Source organism: Streptomyces laurentii (genome assembly GCF_040635425.1).
Taxonomy (GTDB): Bacteria; Actinomycetota; Actinomycetes; order Streptomycetales; family Streptomycetaceae; genus Streptomyces; species Streptomyces laurentii.
This window is the reverse complement of sequence record NZ_JBEYHT010000017.1, coordinates 67,395-89,515: the sequence shown is the minus strand read 5'-3', so window position 1 is coordinate 89,515 and position 22,121 is coordinate 67,395. Positions and strand designations below refer to the sequence as shown.

Annotated in this window: 26 protein-coding genes and 2 pseudogenes; 13 read left to right on the top strand and 15 right to left on the bottom strand. The window is 71.3% G+C overall.

The window, feature by feature from the left end; genetic code table 11:
- The first annotated feature begins 86 nt into the window (after window positions 1–86).
- The gene (locus tag ABZ693_RS13905) at window positions 87–434 is read left to right on the top strand and encodes an ArsR/SmtB family transcription factor (protein WP_359876155.1); all 348 of its coding nucleotides are present in this window, start codon (window positions 87–89) and stop codon (window positions 432–434) included.
- Window positions 431–1,648, top strand: a complete 1,218-nt coding sequence (locus tag ABZ693_RS13900) for an MFS transporter (RefSeq protein WP_359876153.1) — start codon at window positions 431–433, stop codon at window positions 1,646–1,648. The genes ABZ693_RS13905 and ABZ693_RS13900 overlap by 4 nt, the downstream gene beginning before the upstream one ends.
- Window positions 1,649–1,728: 80 nt before the next feature.
- On the opposite strand, the gene ABZ693_RS13895 is transcribed toward ABZ693_RS13900, so the two are convergent.
- The 3 genes from ABZ693_RS13895 to ABZ693_RS13885 all read right to left on the bottom strand — a co-directional run bounded on the left by ABZ693_RS13895 (window position 1,729) and on the right by ABZ693_RS13885 (window position 4,177).
- Entirely contained in the window at window positions 1,729–2,271 is a 543-nt protein-coding gene (locus tag ABZ693_RS13895; RefSeq protein WP_359876152.1) for a GNAT family N-acetyltransferase, read from the bottom strand.
- A 55-nt stretch (window positions 2,272–2,326) separates the two neighbouring features.
- Window positions 2,327–3,280, bottom strand: coding sequence for a DUF1444 domain-containing protein (locus ABZ693_RS13890; protein ID WP_359876151.1), 954 nt, complete (start codon window positions 3,278–3,280; stop codon window positions 2,327–2,329).
- A 339-nt stretch (window positions 3,281–3,619) separates the two neighbouring features.
- Entirely contained in the window at window positions 3,620–4,177 is a 558-nt protein-coding gene (locus tag ABZ693_RS13885) for a cysteine hydrolase family protein (protein ID WP_359876150.1), read from the bottom strand.
- 93 nt (window positions 4,178–4,270) lie between these two features.
- On the opposite strand from ABZ693_RS13885, the gene ABZ693_RS13880 reads away from it, so the two are divergent.
- Entirely contained in the window at window positions 4,271–4,582 is a 312-nt protein-coding gene (locus tag ABZ693_RS13880) for a hypothetical protein (protein WP_359876149.1), read from the top strand.
- A gap of 100 nt (window positions 4,583–4,682) precedes the next feature.
- Here ABZ693_RS13880 and ABZ693_RS13875 read toward each other — a convergent pair whose 3' ends face one another.
- Together ABZ693_RS13875 and ABZ693_RS13870 are read right to left on the bottom strand one after the other, a co-directional pair.
- On the bottom strand, window positions 4,683–5,210 hold the full coding sequence (locus ABZ693_RS13875) for a DUF3710 domain-containing protein (protein ID WP_359876148.1): 528 nt from the start codon (window positions 5,208–5,210) through the stop codon (window positions 4,683–4,685).
- Between the two features lie 108 nt (window positions 5,211–5,318).
- The gene (locus ABZ693_RS13870; protein ID WP_359876146.1) at window positions 5,319–5,999 is read right to left on the bottom strand and encodes a TetR/AcrR family transcriptional regulator; all 681 of its coding nucleotides are present in this window, start codon (window positions 5,997–5,999) and stop codon (window positions 5,319–5,321) included.
- A gap of 157 nt (window positions 6,000–6,156) precedes the next feature.
- Between ABZ693_RS13870 and ABZ693_RS13865 the strand changes: the two genes are divergently transcribed.
- A complete protein-coding gene (locus tag ABZ693_RS13865; protein ID WP_359876145.1) occupies window positions 6,157–7,284 on the top strand; it encodes a serine hydrolase domain-containing protein in 1,128 nt (375 codons plus the stop codon).
- A gap of 59 nt (window positions 7,285–7,343) precedes the next feature.
- On the opposite strand, the gene ABZ693_RS13860 is transcribed toward ABZ693_RS13865, so the two are convergent.
- A complete protein-coding gene (locus ABZ693_RS13860) occupies window positions 7,344–7,799 on the bottom strand; it encodes a winged helix-turn-helix transcriptional regulator (RefSeq protein WP_359876144.1) in 456 nt (151 codons plus the stop codon).
- Between the two features lie 539 nt (window positions 7,800–8,338).
- Between ABZ693_RS13860 and ABZ693_RS13855 the strand changes: the two are divergent.
- Both ABZ693_RS13855 and ABZ693_RS13850 read left to right on the top strand, forming a co-directional pair.
- Window positions 8,339–9,103: pseudogene (locus ABZ693_RS13855) on the top strand (outer membrane protein assembly factor BamB family protein); the annotation flags it as partial.
- Between the two features lie 74 nt (window positions 9,104–9,177).
- Window positions 9,178–9,654: a hypothetical protein gene (locus ABZ693_RS13850; RefSeq protein ID WP_359876201.1), complete on the top strand. Its 477-nt coding sequence runs from the start codon at window positions 9,178–9,180 to the stop codon at window positions 9,652–9,654.
- 16 nt (window positions 9,655–9,670) lie between these two features.
- On the opposite strand, the gene ABZ693_RS13845 is transcribed toward ABZ693_RS13850, so the two are convergent.
- Entirely contained in the window at window positions 9,671–10,306 is a 636-nt protein-coding gene (locus ABZ693_RS13845) for a nucleoside/nucleotide kinase family protein (protein WP_435842416.1), read from the bottom strand.
- Between the two features lie 149 nt (window positions 10,307–10,455).
- Window positions 10,456–10,743 (bottom strand): annotated as a pseudogene (locus ABZ693_RS13840) (peptide deformylase); the annotation flags it as partial.
- A 280-nt stretch (window positions 10,744–11,023) separates the two neighbouring features.
- Here ABZ693_RS13840 and ABZ693_RS13835 point away from each other — a divergent pair.
- Both ABZ693_RS13835 and ABZ693_RS13830 read left to right on the top strand, forming a co-directional pair.
- Window positions 11,024–11,404 (top strand): hypothetical protein, encoded by a 381-nt coding sequence (locus tag ABZ693_RS13835; RefSeq protein ID WP_359876141.1) that lies wholly within the window; start codon window positions 11,024–11,026, stop codon window positions 11,402–11,404.
- A gap of 108 nt (window positions 11,405–11,512) precedes the next feature.
- Entirely contained in the window at window positions 11,513–12,736 is a 1,224-nt protein-coding gene (locus ABZ693_RS13830) for an MFS transporter (protein WP_359876140.1), read from the top strand.
- A 40-nt stretch (window positions 12,737–12,776) separates the two neighbouring features.
- On the opposite strand, the gene ABZ693_RS13825 is transcribed toward ABZ693_RS13830, so the two are convergent.
- Window positions 12,777–13,121, bottom strand: coding sequence for a hypothetical protein (locus tag ABZ693_RS13825; RefSeq protein WP_359876138.1), 345 nt, complete (start codon window positions 13,119–13,121; stop codon window positions 12,777–12,779).
- Between the two features lie 113 nt (window positions 13,122–13,234).
- Between ABZ693_RS13825 and ABZ693_RS13820 the strand changes: the two genes are divergently transcribed.
- The gene (locus ABZ693_RS13820) at window positions 13,235–13,435 is read left to right on the top strand and encodes a hypothetical protein (protein ID WP_359876136.1); all 201 of its coding nucleotides are present in this window, start codon (window positions 13,235–13,237) and stop codon (window positions 13,433–13,435) included.
- A 148-nt stretch (window positions 13,436–13,583) separates the two neighbouring features.
- Here ABZ693_RS13820 and ABZ693_RS13815 read toward each other — a convergent pair whose 3' ends face one another.
- From ABZ693_RS13815 to ABZ693_RS13805, 3 genes are read right to left on the bottom strand one after another with little or no spacing between them, the layout of a single operon-like run.
- A complete protein-coding gene (locus tag ABZ693_RS13815; protein ID WP_359876134.1) occupies window positions 13,584–14,045 on the bottom strand; it encodes a hypothetical protein in 462 nt (153 codons plus the stop codon).
- A gap of 24 nt (window positions 14,046–14,069) precedes the next feature.
- Window positions 14,070–14,654 carry a hypothetical protein gene (locus ABZ693_RS13810; RefSeq protein ID WP_359876132.1) on the bottom strand — a complete coding sequence of 195 codons (585 nt, stop codon included), beginning with the start codon at window positions 14,652–14,654 and terminating at the stop codon, window positions 14,070–14,072.
- Window positions 14,655–14,680: 26 nt separating this feature from the next.
- Window positions 14,681–14,914 (bottom strand): hypothetical protein, encoded by a 234-nt coding sequence (locus ABZ693_RS13805; protein ID WP_359876130.1) that lies wholly within the window; start codon window positions 14,912–14,914, stop codon window positions 14,681–14,683.
- A gap of 343 nt (window positions 14,915–15,257) precedes the next feature.
- Here ABZ693_RS13805 and ABZ693_RS13800 point away from each other — a divergent pair, with 343 nt between their 5' ends.
- Complete coding sequence (locus ABZ693_RS13800; protein WP_359876195.1) at window positions 15,258–15,659, top strand: Imm7 family immunity protein; 402 nt, start codon at window positions 15,258–15,260, stop codon at window positions 15,657–15,659.
- Between the two features lie 135 nt (window positions 15,660–15,794).
- Window positions 15,795–16,475 carry a hypothetical protein gene (locus ABZ693_RS13795; RefSeq protein WP_359876194.1) on the top strand — a complete coding sequence of 227 codons (681 nt, stop codon included), beginning with the start codon at window positions 15,795–15,797 and terminating at the stop codon, window positions 16,473–16,475.
- A 205-nt stretch (window positions 16,476–16,680) separates the two neighbouring features.
- Here ABZ693_RS13795 and ABZ693_RS13790 read toward each other — a convergent pair whose 3' ends face one another.
- The gene (locus ABZ693_RS13790; RefSeq protein ID WP_359876129.1) at window positions 16,681–17,493 is read right to left on the bottom strand and encodes a phytanoyl-CoA dioxygenase family protein; all 813 of its coding nucleotides are present in this window, start codon (window positions 17,491–17,493) and stop codon (window positions 16,681–16,683) included.
- 219 nt (window positions 17,494–17,712) lie between these two features.
- Between ABZ693_RS13790 and ABZ693_RS13785 the strand changes: the two genes are divergently transcribed.
- Together ABZ693_RS13785 and ABZ693_RS13780 are read left to right on the top strand one after the other, a co-directional pair.
- On the top strand, window positions 17,713–19,032 hold the full coding sequence (locus ABZ693_RS13785; protein ID WP_359876127.1) for an MFS transporter: 1,320 nt from the start codon (window positions 17,713–17,715) through the stop codon (window positions 19,030–19,032).
- An 86-nt stretch (window positions 19,033–19,118) separates the two neighbouring features.
- Entirely contained in the window at window positions 19,119–19,994 is an 876-nt protein-coding gene (locus ABZ693_RS13780; RefSeq protein ID WP_359876125.1) for a MerR family transcriptional regulator, read from the top strand.
- Window positions 19,995–20,324: 330 nt separating this feature from the next.
- Here the strand turns inward: ABZ693_RS13780 and ABZ693_RS13775 are convergent, their stop codons facing one another.
- Window positions 20,325–21,029, bottom strand: a complete 705-nt coding sequence (locus ABZ693_RS13775; RefSeq protein ID WP_359876123.1) for a DUF4232 domain-containing protein — start codon at window positions 21,027–21,029, stop codon at window positions 20,325–20,327.
- Window positions 21,030–21,362: 333 nt separating this feature from the next.
- Window positions 21,363–22,109, bottom strand: coding sequence for an SDR family oxidoreductase (locus ABZ693_RS13770; RefSeq protein ID WP_359876121.1), 747 nt, complete (start codon window positions 22,107–22,109; stop codon window positions 21,363–21,365).
- Between the last annotated feature and the right edge of the window lie 12 nt (window positions 22,110–22,121).

The window sequence follows — 22,121 nt, the reverse complement described above, 5'->3', positions numbered from 1 at the left end:
CCGGCGGGAGGCGGTACCGGGGTTGATCGTTCGAGAATTCTCGCACTATATTTGTGCGGGAATTCTCGAACGATTGGAGTGACGCGATGGCCGCGGTCCGCACGTACCACCATCCCGACGTCGATGAGATCGCGCTCCCACGCGTGCTGTTCGCGCTCAGTGAGCCCCTGCGCCTGACGATGGTGCGCGCGCTGAGCGAGCGCGGGGAGGTCGACAGCCTCGATCTCGGCCCGGACCTGCCACGCTCGACACTCACCCACCACACGAGCCTGCTGCGCGAATCCGGTGTGGTCTTCGTCCGCGCCGAGGGACGCAAATGCATGATCCGGCTCCGCTCCGAGGACCTCGACGCGCGGTTCCCCGGCCTGGTGCGGACGATCCTGGCCGGCTACGAGGAGGCGGGCGCGGCCGAAGCCGAGGAGGACGCCTCGTGATCGGGAAGGTCTGGCCGCTGGCCCTCGCCGGGGTCTCCCTGGGCATCGACGCGTACGTCCTCGCGGGCGTCCTGCCGGACATGGCCGACTCCCTGGCCACGACGGCCGGGGCGGTCGGGCTGGGCGTCACCGCGTTCACCGCCGCCTACGCGGCCGCGGGCCCGCTTCTCTCCCGCGTCCTGGTCGGCCGGTCGACCCGCACGGCACTGCTGGTCGCGCTCGGCATGTTCAACCTCGGCAACCTCGCCACCGCGCTGGCTCCGGCCCTCGGCGTCTTCCTGGCCTCCCGCGTCCTGGCCGGCGCGGGTGCCGGCGTCCTCACCGCGGTCGCCACGGCGACGGCCGGAGCGCTCGTGGCCGAGCATGAACGCGGGCGGGCGATGGCACTGGTGACCTTCGGTCTGTCCCTCGGAACGGTCGCCGGCGTGCCGCTGGGCATGCTCATCGGCGAACTGGTGGGATGGCGTGGAACGATGGGATTCGTCGTATGCATCGGCGTACTGAGCATGCTCGTCCTCGCCCCGCGCTCCGGCGCGCTGCCGCGACTCCCCACCGCCCGTCGCTCCGGAGGCCGCACCATGCTCGGGGACCGGCGCGTCGCACTCGGCGTCGTGCTGTCCTTCACCCTGGGAATGGCAAGCCTCGGCCTCTACACCTACCTGCTGCCGATGGCCGCCCAACGCGGCCTGGGTACCTGGGGTTTCGCGCTCGTCTGGGCCTGGGGCATCGGCGGCGTGCTCGCCTCGGGCCTGATCGGCACACCGCTCGACGCGTGGGGTCCCCGTCGGCTGATGCCCGTCGTCCCCGTCTTCCTCCTCGCCTCCTTCCTCGTCGTCTGGCGCGTCGACAGCCCCGTGGCGTGGCTGGTCGCCACCGCGGTCTGGGGCGCGAGCGGCTGGGCCTGCGTGCCGGTTCTGCAACAGGCACTCACCCTCGGCCGCGCCGAGCAGGCCATGACCGTCGTCGCCTTCCAGATGGCCGCGATGTACCTCGGATCCGCCGCGGGGTCGGCGGCTGGCAGCGCCCTGCTCGCCGGGGGCGCCGGCGCCGGCGAGCTGCCGGCATGGGCCTCGCTCCTCGGCGCGCTCGGGCTCGTGCTCGCCGTGCTGATCGCCCGGCTGACACCTCGGTCCGGACCCGCCGAACCGTCGGCCGTTCCGGCCTCGCCGAACCGGACGGCGGCACGGAATCCGACCCGGTCAGGCTGCCCGTAGCCGCCCGGCGCGGATGACGCCACCCCGCCCGCCGCTTCCCGGACGCGCCGAGGCGGGGAACCGTCACCCGGGCGGCGCGCTCAGCGGGCGGAGGGCGGCCGGACGCCGGACCACTGCTCGGCGCCGTACGCCTCGAAGCGTTCCACCTCGGCGAAGCCCAGCTTCGCGGCGAGGCGCATCGCGCGGTCGTTCGCGGTCCGGGTACGGAGCCCCAGCGGCTCACCGGGGTGCGCGGCGGTGAACCACCCGAGGGCCGCCTCGCACGCCTCGGCGGCGAACCCGCGTCCCCACGCCTCCGGCAGGAGCAGATAGCCGAGGTCGGTCACGCCGGCGCCCGGGGACACCCGGGCCGGGTCCTCCGGGCCGCGCGGGTCGAGCGTGATCGCGCCGATCATCGCTCCGTCGAGGTCGATCACGAAGAAGCCGGGGCGCTGTCCGGGAACCTCGGGGACCGCGCTTTCGAGCCGCTCGCGCGGCTGGGCGCCGCCGATGTAGGTGCCCACCTCGGGCGAGGCGAAGAGGTCGACGAACACCGCGCGGTCGCGGGCCTCGGAGGCGCGGAGCACGAGCCGTTCGGTCCGGATCGGGGCGGGCGGCCAGGAGACGGTTCCAGGGTCGGTCATGGCGGGCCACCCTAGGGCATGGCCGCGCGCGGGCCCGGCGCCCTCTCCCTCCAACCTATCCGGGGTCGCGGACGATGAGGCGTTCGAGCAGAGACTGGAACTCGTCGCCGACGACGATGCGCAACTGCCCGTCTTCCTCGCCGTGTTCGCTGAGCTGGGTGAGTGTGCCGGAGTGCCACCAGAAGACGTACGGACTGATGGCGCCCGGGGTGTCCTCGTACCCGGAGGCGGCGAAGGAGGCCATCGCACCGAGGGCGGGGACGATGGTGGTGTCGCGGATGACGTGGAACGCGAGCTGGTGCCGGAAGGGCATGGCGACGAGGGCGCCGTCCGGGGTGAGCGGGCGGCCGGTGACGCGGCGGACGACGGCGTCGAGGTCGAGGACGCGGCTGGCGGTGTAGAAGGAGTCGCCGAGGATGACCTCGAAGCTCATGCCGTCGGCGTCCTTGACGGTCTCGTGGCCCTCGACGGGCAGTCCGCGCAGATTGTCGAGCGCGCGGGCGCGCAGCCGGGCGGGGTCGCCGAGCCGTTCGAGCGCCTCGTCGGTGAGGGTCATGACGCTCTCCGGCAGGTCGAGCGCGAGGACTTCGTAGAGTCCGGGGGCGACGTGACGGGCATAGCCGAAGGTGCCGGGGTCGATGCCGTCGCCGCTGACGACGCGCGGGTAGAGCTGGGAGCGGATCTGCTCGGGCGGCAGGGTGTCGAGGGCGGAGGGCCCTTCGAGGGCGCGGACCACGAGCCGGACGTGGCGGCTGATCAGCTGGGGCCAGACGCGGGTGCCGCGCGGGTCGTGGTGGCAGACGGCGGCGAGGTTGGCGAGGCCGAAGCGGCGGCCCGAGTCGTCCGTCACGTGGTCGGCGTACACGGAGACTTCGAGCCCGAGTTCGGCGAAGGTCTGCCGGACCCGGCCGCGGAAGAGCGCGGCCTCGTGCTCGGAGAAGTACGTGAACTCCGGGTCCCGTGGCGCGTCCTCGCCATCGCGCCGGGGCCCTCGCCGGAACCACCCCACGTCGTCCCGCCTTTCGTCGGCCGTCCTCGCCAGGTTACCCACCCGCGCGGGGCGGAGACCGCGCATCGGAGGACAGTCCGGTCAACCAGGGGGTCGGGTGCGCGGGTTGGTCGCGCGGGGCGCCTCCGCCGCGCACACCGCCGCAGGCCCGCGCGCCGGAGGCGCCGGGGCGCGGGCCCGGCCGCACGCCCCGCGACGTCCTGGCGACCGGACATCAGTTCATCAGGTAGTCGCCCGGTCCCCGTCGACCCGCCCGGTTCGACGGCGGGCGAGGGGGCGACGGACGCGGGGTGGGCGGCGGGCGTGGGGGCGCCAGGCTCCGGTTCGGTGAACGGCGGCTCAGCGGGGGCGGGGCGGGGCGAAGTCCACGTCGGCGGAGGGCAGGACGCGGATCGACCGGCCGGGGAAGTCGAGGTGGCGGAAGATCTCGTTGTGGTGGGCGAGGGAGGCGTCCGGCGCCGCGTAGGGGCCGTCGCCCTCCTCGCGTACGGAGGTGGTGTGGCCGTCCGCGACGAGCACGAGGTCGTAGTGACGGCTCAGTGCCTGGCGGGCGGTGGTGTCGACGCAGATCTCGGTGGCGAAGCCGGTGACGACGAGCTCGGTGACGCCGAGAGTCCGGAGGGTGGCGTCGAGGTCGGTGTCGAGGAAACTGTCGGCACTGGTCTTGGCGATCACCGACTCGCCAGCCCCCGGGGCGAGTTCGGGGACGACATGCCAGCCGTGGGTGCCGGCTTCGAGGCCGGGGCCGTGGTGCTGGACGGTGACGACGGGGACACCGGCGGCGCGGGCACGGGCCCGGAGACGGGCGATGACCGCGATGGTGCCGGCGGCGCGATGGGCGATCTCGGCGAGGGCGTTCTGCATGTCGATGACGAGGAGCGCCGGCACATGGGTCATGGCCCCACCGTAACCGCGCGCGCCGCGCCCGGACCGCCCCATCGGGATCCACGGGCGGCCCGGCCGCGCGACGGCGGTCGTTACGCTGACGGCATGTCCCTCCCCTGGCGGTCCGGCGCCGCGGCGTTCGAGCGCATGCTGCGCCCGCTGTACGCGATGACCAGCGCGGCGGTGGTGGTGTTCTTCGCCCGGCATCGCACCCACCGGACCTGGGCCTGGCCGAACACCGTCGCGCCGGGGCTGGGCCTGATCGGCCTGCTGGCCTTCCTCGCCCTGATCCTGCGGAACCTCACGACCCTCGTCGGCGGCAACACCGCCCTGACGATCGGCATCCCGGCGCTGCTGGCGGCGGCGCTCCTCCTGGGCCCGGTCCTGGCACGGCGCGGAGCGGGGAACGGACTCTGATCAGCCGCACTCCGGGGCGGCCGGCGAAAGCTCCGCTCCAGGGTTCTCGCCGTGACCGTTCACCGCATACCCCGCGGCACCGGGTCTTGCGGCCGTCGGGTCAGGCGGGGAAGCGGAGCGGAATCGGTTCGGCCGTACGGACGCGGCCCCACGCGGCGGCGAGCGAGACGGCTCGACGGCGGCCGAAGCCGGGGACGACCACGACCTCGGCGAAGTAGTCGGCGGCCCAGTCCTCGTGGTCGGGGCCGGGGTCGATGTCCGGCCCCGTGACCGTCCCCCGGAGCAGCCACCCCGGGCCTTCCCGCCCCAGCACCCGCAGATCCGGGCCGGCTTCGGGATCCTCGCCGCTGTCCGCGGGCAGGGTGCATCTGATCTCGACGCCGTGCGGCCCGGTCCGCTCCCGGGCGGTCCCTCCTTGCTCGCGGACGCCGTCGATGAACTCGGCTCGTACGGTGGCCCATTGGGCTGACGTGCCTCGATACGCCTGGAGTTGGAGGACTGTTCCCTCGTGCAGCGCCGTGGCCGCCAGCAGACGGGCGGGAACTCCCCCGCTTTCCAGCCTGATTTCGGTATCCGGCCACTGCGGGAGCCGCAGTCCGCCCAGATCCAGCAGGTCCGTTCCCGGCATCGGTCCCCCCGTCGCCTCGCGGGTGCTGCCGTACAGCCCCGCTCCGTCGAGGCTAGCCGCCGCCGGCGGGGTCGGCCATATACGTGACAGGCCCCCGACCGCCCCTTCTTACGGGTCGACCGGCCGGTCCGCGGGCCCGAGCGCGCTCTCGATGTGGGCGAGGTGGTCGGCGAGGATCTCCTCGAACGCGGCGAGCCGGTCCGCGCCGAGGGGGCGGATGTCGCGGGCGAAGTGCGCCAGGGCGGGGAAGCGTTCGGGGTCGGCGCCCAGGACGGCGACGCGGAACAACTCCATGCCCTGTTCGTTCTCCTCGGGCGTGAGGCCGCCGGCCCCCGCCTCGGAGGTGATCAGCGCGGTGAGGAGCACCACGATCCGGTGGTAGCGCACCGGGATCTCCTCGTCGGGCAGACCTGCGGCGCGCAGAGCCTGGAGCACTTCCTCCATGACCAGCCGGGAGCCCAGGCCACCCGACCCGTAACGGCCCCAGACTGCGGCGAGTTGGGGCTGCGTGCCGAAGACGTCGCGCACGCGCAGCGCCAGGGCGGTGATGCGCTGCTTCCAGTCGCCCTCGGGGCGGTACCCGCCCATGGCGGCCAGCAGGAGCCGGTCCGCGACCGCCCGCATCAGCTCCGTCTTGCTGCGGAAATGCCGGTAGAGGCTGGAGGAGTCCGTACCGAGGGTCGCGGCGAGCCGGCGCACACTGAACGACTCGGCGTCTCCCGTCCGCAGCAACTCGGCCGCCGCGTCGAGTATGTCGCCGCTCGACCAGCGACGCCTTCGGCTCGTCACCCTGTCTCCCACCTCTCGTCCGCCCCCGCCAACTCGCAGTCTAACGTGTGCACTTGGTGTTGCACGCACCGCGTGCATAATGAGGACACGAGCCGGCGGCCGATGCCAGGCCACCCGTGTGCCGCCGCCGGGACAGGTGACCGAAAGGACGCACGTCATGAGGAACCCGCTCGATCCCGCACAGCTGAACGCCGCTCTCCATGACGTCCACCGCGCCGGTGTGCCCGGCCTGTTCGCCGAGGTCCGGGCGGGCGATCAGGTCTGGCGCGGTGCCGCCGGCGTCGCCGACCTCGCCACCGGCACCCCGGTCACCGCGGACATGCGCCACCGCGTCGGCAGCGTCACCAAACCCTTCAGCTCCGCCGCCGTGCTCCGGCTCGTCGAGAGCGGCGAGATCGGGCTCGACGCGCCGGTCGGCCGGTATCTGCCGCGGCTGGTCCCCGGGGAGCGCGGCGCCGCGATCACCGTACGGATGCTGATCGACCACACCAGCGGCCTCGCCGAGTACCTCCCGTACGCCTACCCCTCCCTCAAGGGGTTCCCGGTCGTCGCGGACACCCGGCCGGAGAGCCTGGACGACCACCGGTTCACCCGGTTCGACCCCGTCGAGCTGATCGGGATGGGCGTCGCCGCCCCCGCCACCGGCGCCCCGGGCAGCACCCCCGGGACCTACTCCAACACCAACTACCTGCTCCTCGGCGAACTCCTCCGGCAGGTGACCGGCATGCCGGCCGAGGAGTTCATCACCCGCCAGGTCATCGAGCGGGCCGGCCTGCGCGACACCGGATTCCCCACCGATCCGTACGTCCACGGGCCGCGTTCACGCCTCTACGAGAGCTGGTTCGGCATGCTCGAGCCGCCGCGCGAATACAGCGTCTACGACCTGTCCTTCGTGGGCCCGGCCGCTGCCCTGGTCTCGACCGTCGCGGACCTGAACCGCTTCTTCCGCCTGCTGCTGGCCGGCGAGATCGTCCGCCCGTCCTCGCTCGCGGAGATGCGGCGTACAGTGCGGATCGTCTCCCAGGAGAGCAAGCTGATCGACTACGGCCTCGGCCTCTACCCGATCGACCCGGACAACGTGTCCGGCCCGGGCTCCTACTGGGGCCACGGCGGTACGGTCTGGGGCGGCGGGACCCTCGCCGCGATCCGCGCCGACGGCGAACGCCGGCTGGCCCTCGCGGTCAACCGCCAGCGCTGGAACACCCTCGATGCCGACGGCCGCCCTCTGCCGCACCCCATCGACGCCGCGCTCGCCGCGTTCCAGCGGGTGGCGATGTACGGCTGAGCCGGCCCGCGACCGGGTCGGCGGGTCGGCAGGTCGGCGGGTCAGCGGGTCGGAGCCGGTCAGCGGATGTCGTGGTCGGTGTGGGCCCGGTCGTACGTGTGCCGCGCCTCGGCGATGACGGCGCGGTGCTCCAGCGACCAGTCGGCGAGCGCCTTGACCAGATGTGTGAGGCCGGCCCCCGTCTCGGTCAGGCGGTAGTCGACCTGCGCCGGGACGGTCGGGTACACGGTGCGCAGCACGAGTCCGTCCCGTTCGAGCCGGCGGACGGTGAGGGTGAGCATGCGCTGGGAGATGCCGTCGACGGCGCGCTGCAGCTCGCGGAACCGGCGTGGTCCGCCCGCGAGTTCGACGATCACGAGCACCGACCACTTGTCGCCGATGCGGTCCAGGACGTCGCGGATGCCGCAGTCGGGATGGTCCACGCGCCCGCAGGGGTCGAGGTCGGCGGGGGCGGCAGGACCGGTGGGGTCGGCAGCGCCGGCGGGGGCGGTTACCTCGGTGTGCGTGGGTGACATCAAAGTGCGTCCTTGTGGCCGGGGTGCGGGCGATCGAGGATCGAGCGTAGTTACCGAAGAGAACCCCGACGGAACGACGGAACGACGGAAGACCGCGATTCACATGATCTTGGTGACAGGAGCACGCGGCCACCTCGGCGCGGCCACCCTCGCGGCGCTGCGCGCCCGCGGCGCCGCCGAACGGACTCGCCTCCGCGGCCGGAGCGATCGGCGGCCGGATACGCAGGTCGGCGCCCGCGGAGCAACAATCCACCCCTGGCCGGTATTCGATCTGGTTTGCGAAGGTGACGGAGAGAGTTCCCTGTCCCGTCCGTTGATCAAGGATTGGTGCTCTGCGTGTCGCAACAGCCGATGCCGCCCGGTCCGCCGTCTCCTCATGGCCCCCACAACCCCCAGGGCCCCTACGGCCTTTACGGTTCCTTCGGCCCACCGCTTCAGCAGACACCTCCGCCCGGCCCGCCTCCCGGACGGAAGCGCGGTCGCGCCCGCCTGCTGATCGGCGTGGCGGCGGCCTTGGCCGTGGTGGCGGGTGGAGTCGTGTGGGCGACCTCGGTCATGGGGCGCCAGGACGACTCCGGCGAGAGCGCCGCCCCGTCGTCCTCGTCGGCCCCGGCTTCACCCACGCCGAAGCGGTCGTCCACCGAGGGGGGAGTCGCCTGGAAGGTCGACGCCCCGAGGGGCGGACCGTGTCGGCGCGCGGGGCGTGGCTGTCCGGGACCGCCTATGCGACCGGCGTCTCGGACGCGGTGACCGGCTATGACACCGCGACCGGACGTGCGCGGTGGTCGGTTCCCCTCGACGGCGACATCTGCGCGGCCTCGCCCACGCGGTCGAGCAAGGGGCTGGTGGCCGTCTCCTACCGCGACGGCAAGGAACTCAAGAGCCCCTGCACCAAGTTCGTCGTCATCGACATCACCAAGGGCGGTGTCGTGTGGCAGTCCACGCTGAAGACCGTGATCGGGCCCTTGGGGCTGAGCATGACGGTGGCCGTGACCGACCGGGTGGCCGCGATCGGCTGGCCCACGTTCGGGAGCAAGGCCACCGCGGCGGGCGGCTCGTTCGGCTTCGAACCGGCCACGGGGAAGACCATCTGGAACGCCCCGGCCGACGGATGCGAGAGCGATGAGCACACGGGAGAGACGGTTCTCGTCACGCACAGCCTGTGCGCCGGGGACTTCGAGAACGGCACCCACCGGGTCGGGCACCGCGGTCCCTCGACCGGGAAGACGTCCTGGCTGTACACGGTCCAGGCCACCGACACCTGGATCACGTCCGTCGATCCCTTGGTCGTGGGCGTCGACACCGGCCTGCCCGAGCACGACGCTCCCAGCCGGCTGATCTCCCTTTCGCCCAAGGGGGGGTCCAGGCCACCTGGAAGGTGGAGGACGTCTACGACACGGGTTGCGGCGGCCAGCGCCGTCAGTGCGGCGGAGTCCTCGCCACGGCCGACACCCTCTATCTGGCGACGCACAAGGCCGGCGGGCCCGACTCCATCCACGCGTTCGACACGCTCACCGGAAAGCGCAAGTGGTCCTTCACTCCGGACACAGAGCGCTCGCGGACCATGATCCCCGTCCAGACCGACGGTGGCGGCCTGATCGTCCACATGCTGCCCACAAGCTCGCTCGGCGGCGAGGTGCTCCGCCTCGCCGAGGCGGACGGCACCGCCACCTTGCTGATGAAGCTGCCTGACCCCGAGGGATTCGGCGCCGACACGCCTGACTCCCAGATGATGGACGCGGACGTGGACGAGCCTCTGTATTACGAGGACCAGACCCTGTTCAAGCACATCCACGGCTCGTTCGACCACGACTTCATCGGAGCCCCGATGACCATCGCCCTCACGTCCCGCTGACGTCCGCCGCCGACGCCTACGTCATGTGGACGACGAGGCGGGCGCGGGCTCTCCCCCGGACCACCAGGCGGGCGTTGGCCTCGTCGGAGCCGGCGACCCAGCGTTCGGCGTGCGCCGGAGTCTTGCCGAAGCGGATGTGGCGGGCGACGAGCCGGGCGACGCGGGTGCGATCGTCCAGGTCCGTGTACCAGGCCTCGTCGAGCAGGGGGAGGACGGCGGCCCAGGGGCCCTCGTCGTGCAGGAGGTAGTTGCCCTCGGTGATCACCAGCGGGATGTCCGGCGGTACGGGGATCGCCCCGGCCACCGGCTCCTCCAGGTCCCGGTGGAAGGCGGGCGCGTAGACGGTGACGCCGGGTTCGGTGGCGCGCAGCCGGGTGAGCAGGGCGGTGTAGCCGGCGACGTCGAAGGTGTCGGGTGCACCCTTGCGGCCGGCGCGGCCGAGGCGTTCCAGTTCGGCCTGGGCGAGATGGAAGCCGTCCATGGGTACGAGGACGGCGGCGCCGTCTAGCCGGGCGACGAGTTCGGCGGCGAGCGTCGACTTCCCGGCGCCGGGCGGGCCCGCGATCCCGAGCACACGCCGCCGCCCGTCCCGGGCGAGCCCCCGGGCGCGCTCGACGAGAGGTGCGAGTCCGTCCACGTCCATGGGCGCCATTGTCGCACCGGGCGACCCGCGGCCCGCTGTCCCGTCAGCCGCCCACGGCGACATCCTCGCCGCCCTCGTCTCGGGCCCGGGCCTGGTAGAGAGGCGATGCGGGCGGCTGGGAAGCCGGGTCGGGGCACTCGACGCCTTCGGGGAGAAGGGGGGTTGGCGTCCTTGTCGTAGCCGCGCACGACCGTGTGGTCCTCGCTGCCGAGGTCGTGGCGCGGGCCGGGGACGGAGAGGCAGCCTTCGCCGGCGTCCTGGAGCCGGCGGCTGCTCACCGGTTCGTCGACGACCGGGTTCAGGATGTTCCCCACGTGCCATACACCGTCGTCGTCGCAGTCCCGGACGAACAGCCGCAGGTCCACGTCCGCTTGGTTGGCCGCGAGACCGGCGCCCTCGGCAACGTACACGGTGAGGAACATGTCGTCGATCACCTGCGCCAGTTGAGCCTCGGCGAGAAGGTACGGCGGTTGCCGGCCCCCTACCAGGCCCGGGAGTGACTGCCCTCGACGCGCCCGGACCAGGCCGCACCGGTGGCGGTGATCAGCCGGATCTTCCCGATCCCGCCCGCGACCCCTGAGGAGCGCGCCCCCCAGGAGGACTGAACCCCGTCACCTCCGGATCCGGCTTTGCGAACAACGGTCCTGAATCCCATGGCCCGCTCCACGCCCCCGCCGGTACGGTGACGGCAATCCCGTACGACCGACACCGAGAAGGACCGAGGTCATGTCCACCCGCCCCACCACCACCGCGAGCAGCACGACCACCACCACCCTCTGGCGCCCCACGGGCCCCGAGGAGCTGGAGCTGGTGCGCGCGTCCGGCTGGCGGGCGTGGCCGGCGAGGCTGCCGGAGCAACCGATCTTCTATCCGGTGCTGAACGAGGACTACGCGATCCGGATCGCGCGGGGCTGGAACGTCCCGCACAGCGGGGTCGGTTACGTGACCCGCTTCGAGGTCGGGAGCGACTTCCTGGCTCGCTACCCCGTCCAGCAGGCGGGCGGCGAGACGATCCTGGAGCTGTGGGTCCCGGCCGAGGAGCTGACCGAGTTCAACCGGCACATCGTCGGCACGATCGAGGTCGTCCACGAGTTCCGCCGAGCCTGAGGCCGCCCGGGCGAGGGCCCAAGGGTGATGTCGTGGATCTGCCAGCTTCCATCCCGCGAGGACTGTTGAACTGATCATTCAACGGCGGTCCTTCACCGGATGGAGATCATGGCCTCGACGACCAGTCCCACCACGCACACACCCGGCGGACCCGGGTTGCCGACACGATCCCCCCTGGTCGGCTGGCTGGCCGTGGTCTCGGTGATGCTCGGCATCTTCTCGATCGTCACGACCGAGATCCTGCCGATCGGCCTGCTCACCACGATCGGTTCCAGCTTCACCGTCTCCGACGGAGTAGCCGGTCTGATGATGACGATGCCCGGGTTCCTGGCCGCCTTCTCCGCCCCCGTGGTGACGGCGGCGACCGCACGCGTCGACCGTCGACTGATGCTGTGCGCGTTCATGGTCCTGCTCGCCGTCGCGAACTTCCTGGCGGCCGCGGCACCCGATTACTGGCTCGTCCTCGTCTCTCGCGTCCTGGTGGGCATCGTCATCGGCGGCTTCTGGTCCATCGGGGCCGGACTCGCCGAGCGTCTGGTCGCCCCGGCGGCGGTCGGCCGCGCCACCGCGGTGATCTTCTCCGCGGTCCCTTTGGGGTCCGTCCTCGGTGTGCCCGCGGGCACCTACATCGGCGAAGTGGCGGGCTGGCGCACCGCGTTCGTCGTCATGGGCGTCCTGACGACCGGCACGGTGATCATGCTGCTGCTGTTCGTGCCGGCCCTGCCCGCGAACCAGGTGACCCGCCTGAGCGTGCTGCGCGGGATGCTGCGCACCGCCGGCACCCGCTTCGCGCTCCTCCTGACCTTCCTCGTCGTGTTGGCCCACTTCGGCGCCTACACCTACGTCACCCCGTTCCTCGAACAGGTCACCGGGCTCGGCGCGACGCGGATCACCGTCTTCCTGCTGATCTACGGCGCCGCGGGCATCGTCGGCAACTTCGTGGGGGGTGCCGCCGTCGGCCGCCGCCCCCGTACCGTCTTCGGCCTGGCCGCCGGCTTGATCGCAGCCGCGACACTGCTCCTGCCGGTCCTGGGGCACGGGTCGATCGGCGCCGTGGCACTGCTGATCGTGTGGGGCGTCGCCTACGGCGCCGTCCCCGTCTGCTCGCAGACGTGGTTCACCAAAGCGGCCCCTGACGCCCCCGAGGCCGCGTCGGTCCTGTTCACCGCGTCCTTCCAGGCGACCATCTCGTCGGGTGCGCTGGTCGGCGGCCTTGTCGTGGACCACGGCTCGCCGTCCACCGTCATGGTTCTGGGCGGCATCAGCGCCGCTGTCATGGTCGTGGCACTCGCGGCACACGGCGCGCGCCATCCGAGTCGTCCGTCCGTATGACCTCGCCCGTGCCCTACCGGATGTACGAACAGTCGACCGGTCAGGACCCGAGGAACACGGGCGGCACCTTGAAACTGTCCTGCGCGCGCTTCCACACGTGCCGGGTCTCGGCCTCTCGGGCGACCTTCCCCTGGACGACGATCCCGTACACGGTGCCGCTGTCCTCTTCGCCTTGAACCGGCAATCGATGGCGAACAGCCTCTTCACCCCAGATTCGGCCCCTGAGGAGACCCCTGATTCGGCATCGTAGGCGTAGGCGTAGGCGTAGGCCCGGCATCGAGCACCGTCCACGTTTTGATTCAGTCTCTATCTTGTATCCGGCCTTTGTTTCCTCGTCGCTCGCCGCGGCCATTCCCGCCCACTGTTCGAGGTCCGTCTCGTCCACCGCGGACATGGTGATGCGGGACAAGCCGGCACCGTCCGCCCCGTAGCTGACCTCACTCGGCCCCCGGCTCTCGTCGACGAGTTTCCAGCTTTCGGGATGTCGAGCTCGCCACCGTGTACGACGACGCGACCGACACGGTCAAGCTCTACACCGACGGCTACACGAACGCCGACGCCACCGCCCATCTCGCCAACGGCTGGACAAGGAACGGCCCGCTCCAGGTGGGCCGGGGCCACACGGCCGACGGCACCGACGGCTGGGGCGAGTACCTGAAGGGCCACGCGACGAGCTCCAGGCGTTCGCGGGCGCTTTGAGGCACGCCGAGATCCTGCAAATGGGCTTCGAGGGCTGAGCCGCTGTCCGGCGGATCGGCGCCGGACGGGTCGGGGTGTCCGGTGCCACGCCGGGCACCCCGGCAGGCCCCGGCCAAGACCTGCCGGGGCATTCGCCGGACCCACCCCCTCAGACCACGCCCGCCAGCACGATGACCAGAGCGGGCAGTGCGATGAAGACGGTGGCGAGGTAGACGGCGAGGACCCAGCGGTGCTCGGCGGCGACGCGGGCGAGGTTCTCGGCGCAGAGCAGGGGCACGGGGCGCAGAAGCGGGATCACGTAGATCGCGACGATCGCGAAGAGGTTGTGGATCAGGTGCACGAAGGCCGCCTGCAGGCCGATCTCCGCGTCCGGTCCGACGCCCGCGAACGCCGCGAAGACCACCGTGAAGGTGGTGCCGAGGTTGGAGCCGACGACGACCGGATACACCTGCGCCGGTGTCAGGATGCCCGTCCCGGCGAAGGGGACCAGCACGGACGTGGTGATCGTCGAGGACTGGGTGTCGACGGTGACCGCCATGCCCGACGCCATGGCGAGGTAGGCGTTGCGGCCGACGGCCTTGATCAGGATGTCGCGGGCCCTGCCGACCATGAGCAGTTTGAGCAGCTTTCCCAGCTAGCGGACGGCGACCAGGATCAGCGCGGCGCCGATCACGATGGTGAAGAGCGGACCGAGGGTGGTGCTGATGTGCGAGGTCGCCTGGATGACTCCGTGCTCCACGGGCCGGGTGGCCGCCCGGATGAAGTTGAAGTGGGAGGGGTTCGGCAGCCAGTCCGTGCCGTACAGCGCATGTGTCAGGGCCCCGCTGATGTGTTTCAGCGGATGCCAGATCAGCTCGATCGGGAAGAAGATCAGTAGCGCGAGCCAGTTGTAGAAGTCGTGGACGGTCGAGGCGCCCAGCGCCCTGCGGAACTTCGTACGGTCCCTGATGAAGGTCAGCGCGACCAGGCTCGTCGTCACGGTGGTGCCGACGTTCGCGCCCAGGATAATGGGGATCGCGCCCTCGATGGGCAGCGCGCCCGACCCCACGGCGGTGACGGCGATGGCGGTGGTCGTGGTCGACGACTGGATCAGGACCGTTGTCCGGCCCGCCGCCGGACATGGCCTCTGCCATGGACCAAGGCTACGAGCTTCCGACCAGGGACGCGCGTGACCGAGCGCCGTACGTGGCGGAGTGGGCCGAGCACCGCTCCCCGCCACAGACCGGGGAGCGGCGGGCTCAGTCGTCAGCCGCGGCGCGGGTGCGCGGCGCCTGGGCCGACGGTGGTGACGAGCCCGGGGGTCGCGACATGGATGGGGCGCCGGAAGGTTTCCGCGGCTGATTCGTGCGCGGCCTTCGGATCCGTCCCCGGCCACAGGTGGGTGAGCATGTGCCCCGCCGTACCCGCTTGGTCCGCGTACTGGGCGGCACGGCGCGCGCTGGGGCCACCGCCCATCTCGCCAACGGCTGGACGAGCCATGGTCCGTTCCAGGTGGGACGGGCCCACACCGGCGAGGGCACGGACGGCTGGGGCGAGTGCGAAGGGCCACGTCGACGAGATCGAGGCGTTCACGGGCCTCTGAAGTCGGCTGGCTGGGCGGCGAGTTCTCGTCCCGAACCCGGCAGTGCCGAAGGGACCAGGAGAGAGCGGACGCGAATTCCTCCGTGAAATCGGCTCGCTCGTCATGTGCCAAGTCCGGTGGCCGCCGCCCTCGTGAGGGTGACGGCCGCCGCGGCTTCGAGGGAAGGACGCCAGGAGGCATGCCTCAATCCTCCGCTGTGCCGAGGCTGGTCCTTCGAGGCCTGACCAACCCTCATAAGATCTGGTCGTATTCGAGTACCACGGCTGGATCACGGTCCGGGAGACCGCGAGCGGCGATGACGACGAGCTCCGACTGCGGCAGATCGTGGACGGGCTTCGTCTGCGCGTCGACCGGACGGCGAGCACCTGCCTCCTCGACCTGAGGTGGATGAACGGCGAGCCCTTCCTCCACCTGGGAGGCCACTCCAACCACCGCTCATCGACCGACGTCGTCGGCCTGTTCGAGCATGTCGCGAGGATCGCCCCCGGCTCCTACGGCCTCCTGCACATGCTCGATGACGAGGACCCGGCCCACGAGAACGAGGTACGCGTGCTCAGGCTCGTCCGGGGCACCGTCACCCTGCACACGGAAGCTCCGCTGTCCCCGTGCGTCCCGACGCTGGAGGACCCCTTCACCGAGTGACGACGTGGTTCAGAACTCGCCGCCGAAGCCCACGTATCCAACCGTCGCGAGTTGACCCCTCACTCCGGCACTGCTACTCAACATGACAGCCTTGGGGAGAATCTGGGTGTCAGAGGCACCCGGTTAAATAAGCGCGTGACCGTTTATGACGTAGCTCGCCGGCTCCCTTCCCTCGCCGACCTGCGGAACCTGTGCCGCTCACTGGCGATGCTCGATGCGATCTTGAGCCCGGACTGGGAAGACCGGTACTACTCGTTCGATGCCGGCTGGGCCGACGGCGAGGAGATGGCGTCGATGCGCAATGGGTCGGGGGACGAGTACTCCATCGTGTTCTCGGCGGCCGGGGCCTACGTCCGTGGCTTCGACCACGAAGCACCCATGAGCCCGTACGGCAACGACGGTGATCCCTGGCCTGGAGTGATCGACGAGGTACCGGAGGTCTTCAAGCCCTTCGTCGAAGAGCCGGCGTTCACCGACGAGAACGGCGTCCCCGTCGTGACGGCCTGCCTGTGGCGGGAGGCGACGGATGACCGGTGGCGACACGGCGTGATCGACTTCCCCGCCGGACGTTCCGACCCGGACGGGGCGATGGGCCTGTTCGAGCTCTTGGTCGACCGGTCGCCGGAAGCCTTCCAACGCTTCGCCGAGGACTACTACGAGGTTCCCGTGGACCTGGAGGCGGTGCGCGATGTGTACGGCTTGCGACCGCTGAGCCAGAAGCTCGTGTCCTCACTGAACTCGGAGGTCACCGTCGTGGACCTGGCCGAGGACATCGCCGAGATCGGCTACCCGCAGCAGGTCCGGGACGTGATCTGAGCTTCAACCGTCGGTGAGTCGCCGGGGAGTCCGGCCGGATGGTGACCGTAGGTGGTCGCGAGGGGTGCCGGCTCCTCCACCTCGACGGCCTGATCGGGAGGGCACTCGATGTGCCCCTGGCCTGGTTCAGCCGCTCCACATGCCTGGCCTCCTTTCTCGCCCCTCCCTTCACGCCCGCCTTGCCGGCGATGGTCGTGGAGCGCGTCTACCCGGCGCGCTGGCCGGTGCCGTCCTCGTCCGGACCGGGGGTGTCCAGTCCCAGGCCCCGGCGGATCGCGATCTCCACGGGCGAGTACGCGCCGTCGGCCCGCTCCAGTTCGTACGGCGCGGCCGGCATCAGCGGCGGCTGGGCCATGAAGCGCGGCCGCACCCCATGGTGCGGTTGCGCCGCGTGCACCAGGAACGGATGGCACAAGAAGACATCGCCCGGGGACCCGGTGGCGAGGGCGAGGGGCCGGTGGTCGGACGCCGTCACCAGATCGGGTGCGAGGGTCAGCCCGCTCGCCCCGTCCTCCCCGTACTTCTCCAGCACCTTCGGCACGTCGAGGTGTGAGCCGACCCGGATCCGGGTCGGGGCGTCCTGCTCACCGACCTCGCTGAACAGGAACAGCATCAGCAGCGCCCGGCCCCGGGAGCGCAGATTCGTGAAGTACCAGCTCTCGTCCTCCGGCAGATAGCTCCCCTCGATGTGCCAGCCCGCGTCGTCCGGCTCGTCCTCGTGCGGGAAGCGCAGCGGGAACGTGCCCAGCGAGTAGCGCGGCTCCCAGCGTCCCGCGCCGACGAGCAGGTCGTACGCGTGCTGCAGGGCCGGGGAGTTGGGCGCGGCGGCGAACGGCCCCTGCGCCATGCCGCCCACCCAGTGCACGGGCCGCGTCCACGTCGCCGGGTCGTCCCGGTCGCAGCCCGTCTCCCGCCACAGCAGCCGCGCGCAGTCCGCGGCCACGCGCGGCGCGACGGCGCCCTCCAGCTTCACGAAGCCGTCGCGCAGGAAACGGGATACCAAGGTCGTGTCGTCCATGCCCCCATCGTGCGGCGCCACCGGCCCCGGCCACCCGACATCGTCCGCACCGCCTTTGTCGGGTACGCGGATGAGCATGTGGTCCCCCGTCGCGCCGCCCACGCCTTGGGTGTCGATCAGGCAGCAGCCCCTCCCTATTGCAACTCTCTCGCTCTTGCAAGTAATAAGCGAAAAGCTACGCCAGTCCTTACTGTCGACTCGGGATGCGGAGCCGCTCTCATGCCCCTGATGCCGGAACCCGGACCACAGCGCGTCCTCGCCGCCTCGAACTTCGTCTACACCGTGGGCAGCGGCCTCTATCTGACCGCCGGAGTCCTGTACTTCACCGAGGCCGTCCGACTCCCGGCGACCCACGTGGGCCTCGGCCTCGGCATCGCCGGTGTCCTCTCGCTGGCCGTGGGCATCGCCGTCGGTCACCTCGCGGACCGGCACGGAGCACGTGGTGTCTACGCGATCACCCTCGTCGTCCAGGCGTTGGCCACGGCCGGCTTCTTACTGGCGGACAGCTTCTGGCTGTTCGCCCTCGCGGTAGGCACGGCCATGGGTGCCAAAGCGGCCGGACTGGCCGCACGCGGTCCCCTCGTCAGGCACTACGGAGGTGACCGTCCGCAGGCGTTCCGCGCCTATCTCCGCGCCGTGACCAACGTGGGGATCTCCCTCGGCGCCCTGCTGGCGGGCTGGGCCGTCCAGGTGGGCACCCTCCCCGCCTACCGGCTCCTGGTCGTCGGCAACGCGGTCGCCTTCGCGGCCTCCGCGGCGATCCTGATCCACCTGCCACGGGTCACACCTGTCCCCACCACCGGCGGCCCCCGCTGGATCGCCCTGCGGGACCGCCCCTACCTCCTGCTCACCGCCCTCGACGGCATCATGGCCGTCCAGTTCAAGGTGCTCACGGTGGCCGTCCCCCTCTGGCTGGTCACGGCCACCACCGCCCCGCGCTGGCTCATCTCGGGCACCATGCTCACCAACACCGTCATCGTCATCGCGTTCCAGATACGAGCCAGTCGCGGCATCGATTCCCCGACGGCGGGCGGAGCCGCCTACCGTCGAGCAGGCGTGGCCTTTCTCGTCTCCTGCTCGCTGATCTCCCTGTCCGCGGGGATACCGGCGTGGGCCGCCGCCGCGCTGCTCATGACCGCGATGGTGATCCACACGATCGGCGAGCTGTGGCACTCCGCCGCGGGCTTCGAAGTGTCCTTCGCCCTCGCCCCGCAGCACGCCACCGGCCAGTACCTCGGTGTGTTCGGCCTCGGAGCTGGACTGGCCGAAGCCCTCGGCCCGGCCCTGCTCATCGCACTCTGCATCACCTGGGGCCGCCCCGGGTGGTACGTCGTAGGCGCGCTGTTCACCCTGACGGGCCTGGCAGCACCCTTCGCCGTCCGCTGGGCACGACACCACCAGCACGATCGGCAGGCACCCCCACCGACCGTGTGGAAGGAAGCGGCAACGACTCCATCCGCACCGGAGCCGTCCGCGCCGTCCGCGCCGTCCACGTCTTCGCCGGCGCCGTCTCCCCCTCGCTCGTGCCCTCGACCCTAGGCCGCGTCCCTCCTGGATCGCTCTCTGACGGTCTCCGAGCATCCGGGCTTGCCCCTCCCCCAAGGGCAGAGGGCACAGTGTCCCGCGTGCAAGAGGAATTGATCGGTATCGGGGAGCTCGCGGCCAGGACCAGGCTCAGTCTCAAGGCCCTGCGGCTCTACGGGGATCGGGGGCTGCTGCCGCCCGCCCGCGTCGATTCCCGGACCGGATTCCGCCGCTACGGGCTCGCGCAGGTCGAACGGGCCCGCCGCATCGCGCTGTTGCGTGCCACCGGTATGCCGCTGGCGCGGATCGCGGAGGTGCTCGACTCTTCGTCGAGCGGCGAGGAGTCGGTACGGCTGCTCGCCGCGTACTGGCGCGATCAGGAGTCCCAGCACGCGGCCCGCCGGGACGCGGTGGGCTACGCCCGAGCTGTTCTGACCGGAAGGAGCCTGACCATGTACGAGATCGCCGAGCGTGAAGTGCCGGAGCGGAAGGTTCTGTTCACCCGCCGCCATGTGGCCGCCGCCGACCTGCCCGCTTTCCTCTCGGAGTCGAGCGAGCTGCTCTTCTCCCATCTGCGGCGGACGGGAGCCTGCCTGTCCGGACCGGTCTTCGCCGTCTTCGAAGGTGTCGTGAGCGAGGACTCCGACGGCCCGGTCGAGGTCTGCGCTCCCACCCTGAACGCGGTCGAGCCGGCCGGCCGGATCGGGGTACGCGTCGAGCCCGCGCACCGTGAGGCGTACACCGAGCGAACCAAGGCGCAGATGAGCTACTCGGGGGCGACCGCCGCCCATGACGCCGTCAGCGCGTGGCTCACCGAGCACGGGCACGCCAGAAGCGCCTCCAACCGGGAGGTGTACTACCCGAACTGGGCGACCGCCGCACCGGACGACCACGCGGCCGACGTCGCCATCCCCTTCCGCCCCGGCTGTGAGACGGCGATGGCGGATGAGTACGGCGGCGAAGAAACGGCACCTTAGGGGTTGTCTTACTGCCGTCGTTCAACTCCCGCCCGCGGGGCGGCGGGACCGCATCGCTCGACGAGCGCGCCGTGTTCACGGCGGCGGGGTACGTGCTGACAGCCCGCGGTGCGCATCCGGACCGCTCCATCAACGCCGCCATCAAGGTGAAAAACACCGCCGGACGGGCGGCGTATGCCTGTGGAGCGCCCGCAAGACCACGGCCCAGTGCCGTGGCGGGGCGTGGAGAAGCAGGAAGTCAGGGAATCCAGGCCGGAGCCCGCGCCGTGCAGCGGCGCGGGCTCCGGACCGGAAGGCGGAATCCTCTCCCCTTCAGGGAGAGGACGCACGTCACTGCTTGCCGTAGCCGACGGGGTCGACCGTGACGCCCGGACCGGACTCCGAGCCGTCCGTCACCGGGAGGCTGAGGCCGATCCGGAGCGACTTGGAGTGCGTCTCGTTCGGCGGGGTCACCACGATGGAGACGATCCGGAGGCCGGTGCCGCCGGTGTCGTTGCGCGGGGTGTGGAGCGTGAAGCGGGTGGTCTCGCCGCCGCCGAGGACGACCTCCTGCGGGGTGTTCGTGCTGCGGGCCGCGCTGAAGGTGTCGCCGTCCGACGTCTTCAGGTCGACGCCGGGGAAGCCCTTGAGCGAGCAGACGTCGCTGTTGTTCTTCAGGCTGACCAGGACATCGCCCTCGCCCATGCCATGGTCGGCGGTGATGGTGAGATTGGCCGTCTTGCACGGGCCGGTGTTGATCTGACCGCCGCCGCTGCCCTTGTCGCTGCCGCTGCCACCGCCGCTGCCGCCGCTGTTGCCACTGCCGGAGCCGCCGCCCTTGCTGCCGTCGCCCGTGGCGGTGCCGCCGTTGCCGCCGTTGCCACTGCCGTTGCTGTCCGAGGGGGCCGCGGAGTTCCCGGCGGCAGGGGAGGACGTGGTGTCCTGCGACGGGGCGGCGCCGGTGGTGCCGTCCTGACAGGCCGTCAGGGTCAGGCCCGCGAGGACGGCCACGGTGGCGAGGGTCAGCTTCTTCGTCAGCTTCGGCTGGACGTACATCGGAACTTCCTTGCTGTGATGTGGGAGGTGGCGTAGGGCGGTGGTGCGCTGCTGATCATTAGGACACAGCCCGCGTCCGCCCCGTTCCGATCCCACGTTGCTGGGACGTGTCCCTGACAGACCTGTTACACGCGGGCCCGGCACTCGGCCCGCCGTACGCGACCGCCGGAGCGCCGCACGGATCTGGGAGCCACGTCCGTTTCCGGACGCGTCGCCCTGCTACGGCACGCGCGGCACCCCCGGGTCGCAGTGTCTGACTCCTGATGAACTCCGGGAGCCGGCCGCCCCGTTGCCGCCGTCTTTTGCTGCTCGTCCGCAAGGTGCACCGTGCGGTCAGGAGTTGTCTCGGCGCTTCGCCAGGAACTCCACGAAGGTCACACGCCCCTCGGCATGGTCGGGTGCCAGGTGGCCGCCGACGGCGAAGGCGTGCGCCGTCCGGCCGGGAAGGGGGACGGTCACGATACGACGATGGCGGCCCGCGGCACGGAGGTAGGCGCGCGCCAGATCAGGGAGAGTGCGGATCTCGGGGCCGCCGAGGTCGGGAACGCGACCGGCGGGGTCGGCGGTGGCGAGGCCGGCAAGACGGGCGGCGACCTCGGACGTGTCGACGGGCTGGTCCGAGACTCCCTTCGGCAGGATGATCACGGGCAGCTTGGCCAGGACCTCCAGCCCCCTGTGTACGAGATCATGGAACTGGGTGGCGCGAAGAACGGTCCAGCCGAGCCCGGACGACTCGATCAGCAGTTCGACGGTGAGCTTCGACCGGTAGTAGCCGAGCGGTACCCGGTCGACGCCGACGATCGAGATATAGACCAGGTGCCGCACCCCGGCCCGCCGGGCTGCGCCGATCAGGTGACGTGCGGCCTCCTCGTCGCCGCCCTTCGGAGAGCTGGCGCAGTGCACGACGGTGTCCACGCCCGCGAGCGCCGCATCGAGCCGCGGCCCGCCTTTGCGCAGATCGACGGCATACGGCTGGGCGTGCCGGCTGAGCACCCGCACATCATGGCCCGCGTCGCGCAGCCGCGCGGTGACGAGCCGCCCGAGAGTGCCGGTGCCGCCCGTCACAAGGATCACGGTCATGGGTCTCGCCTT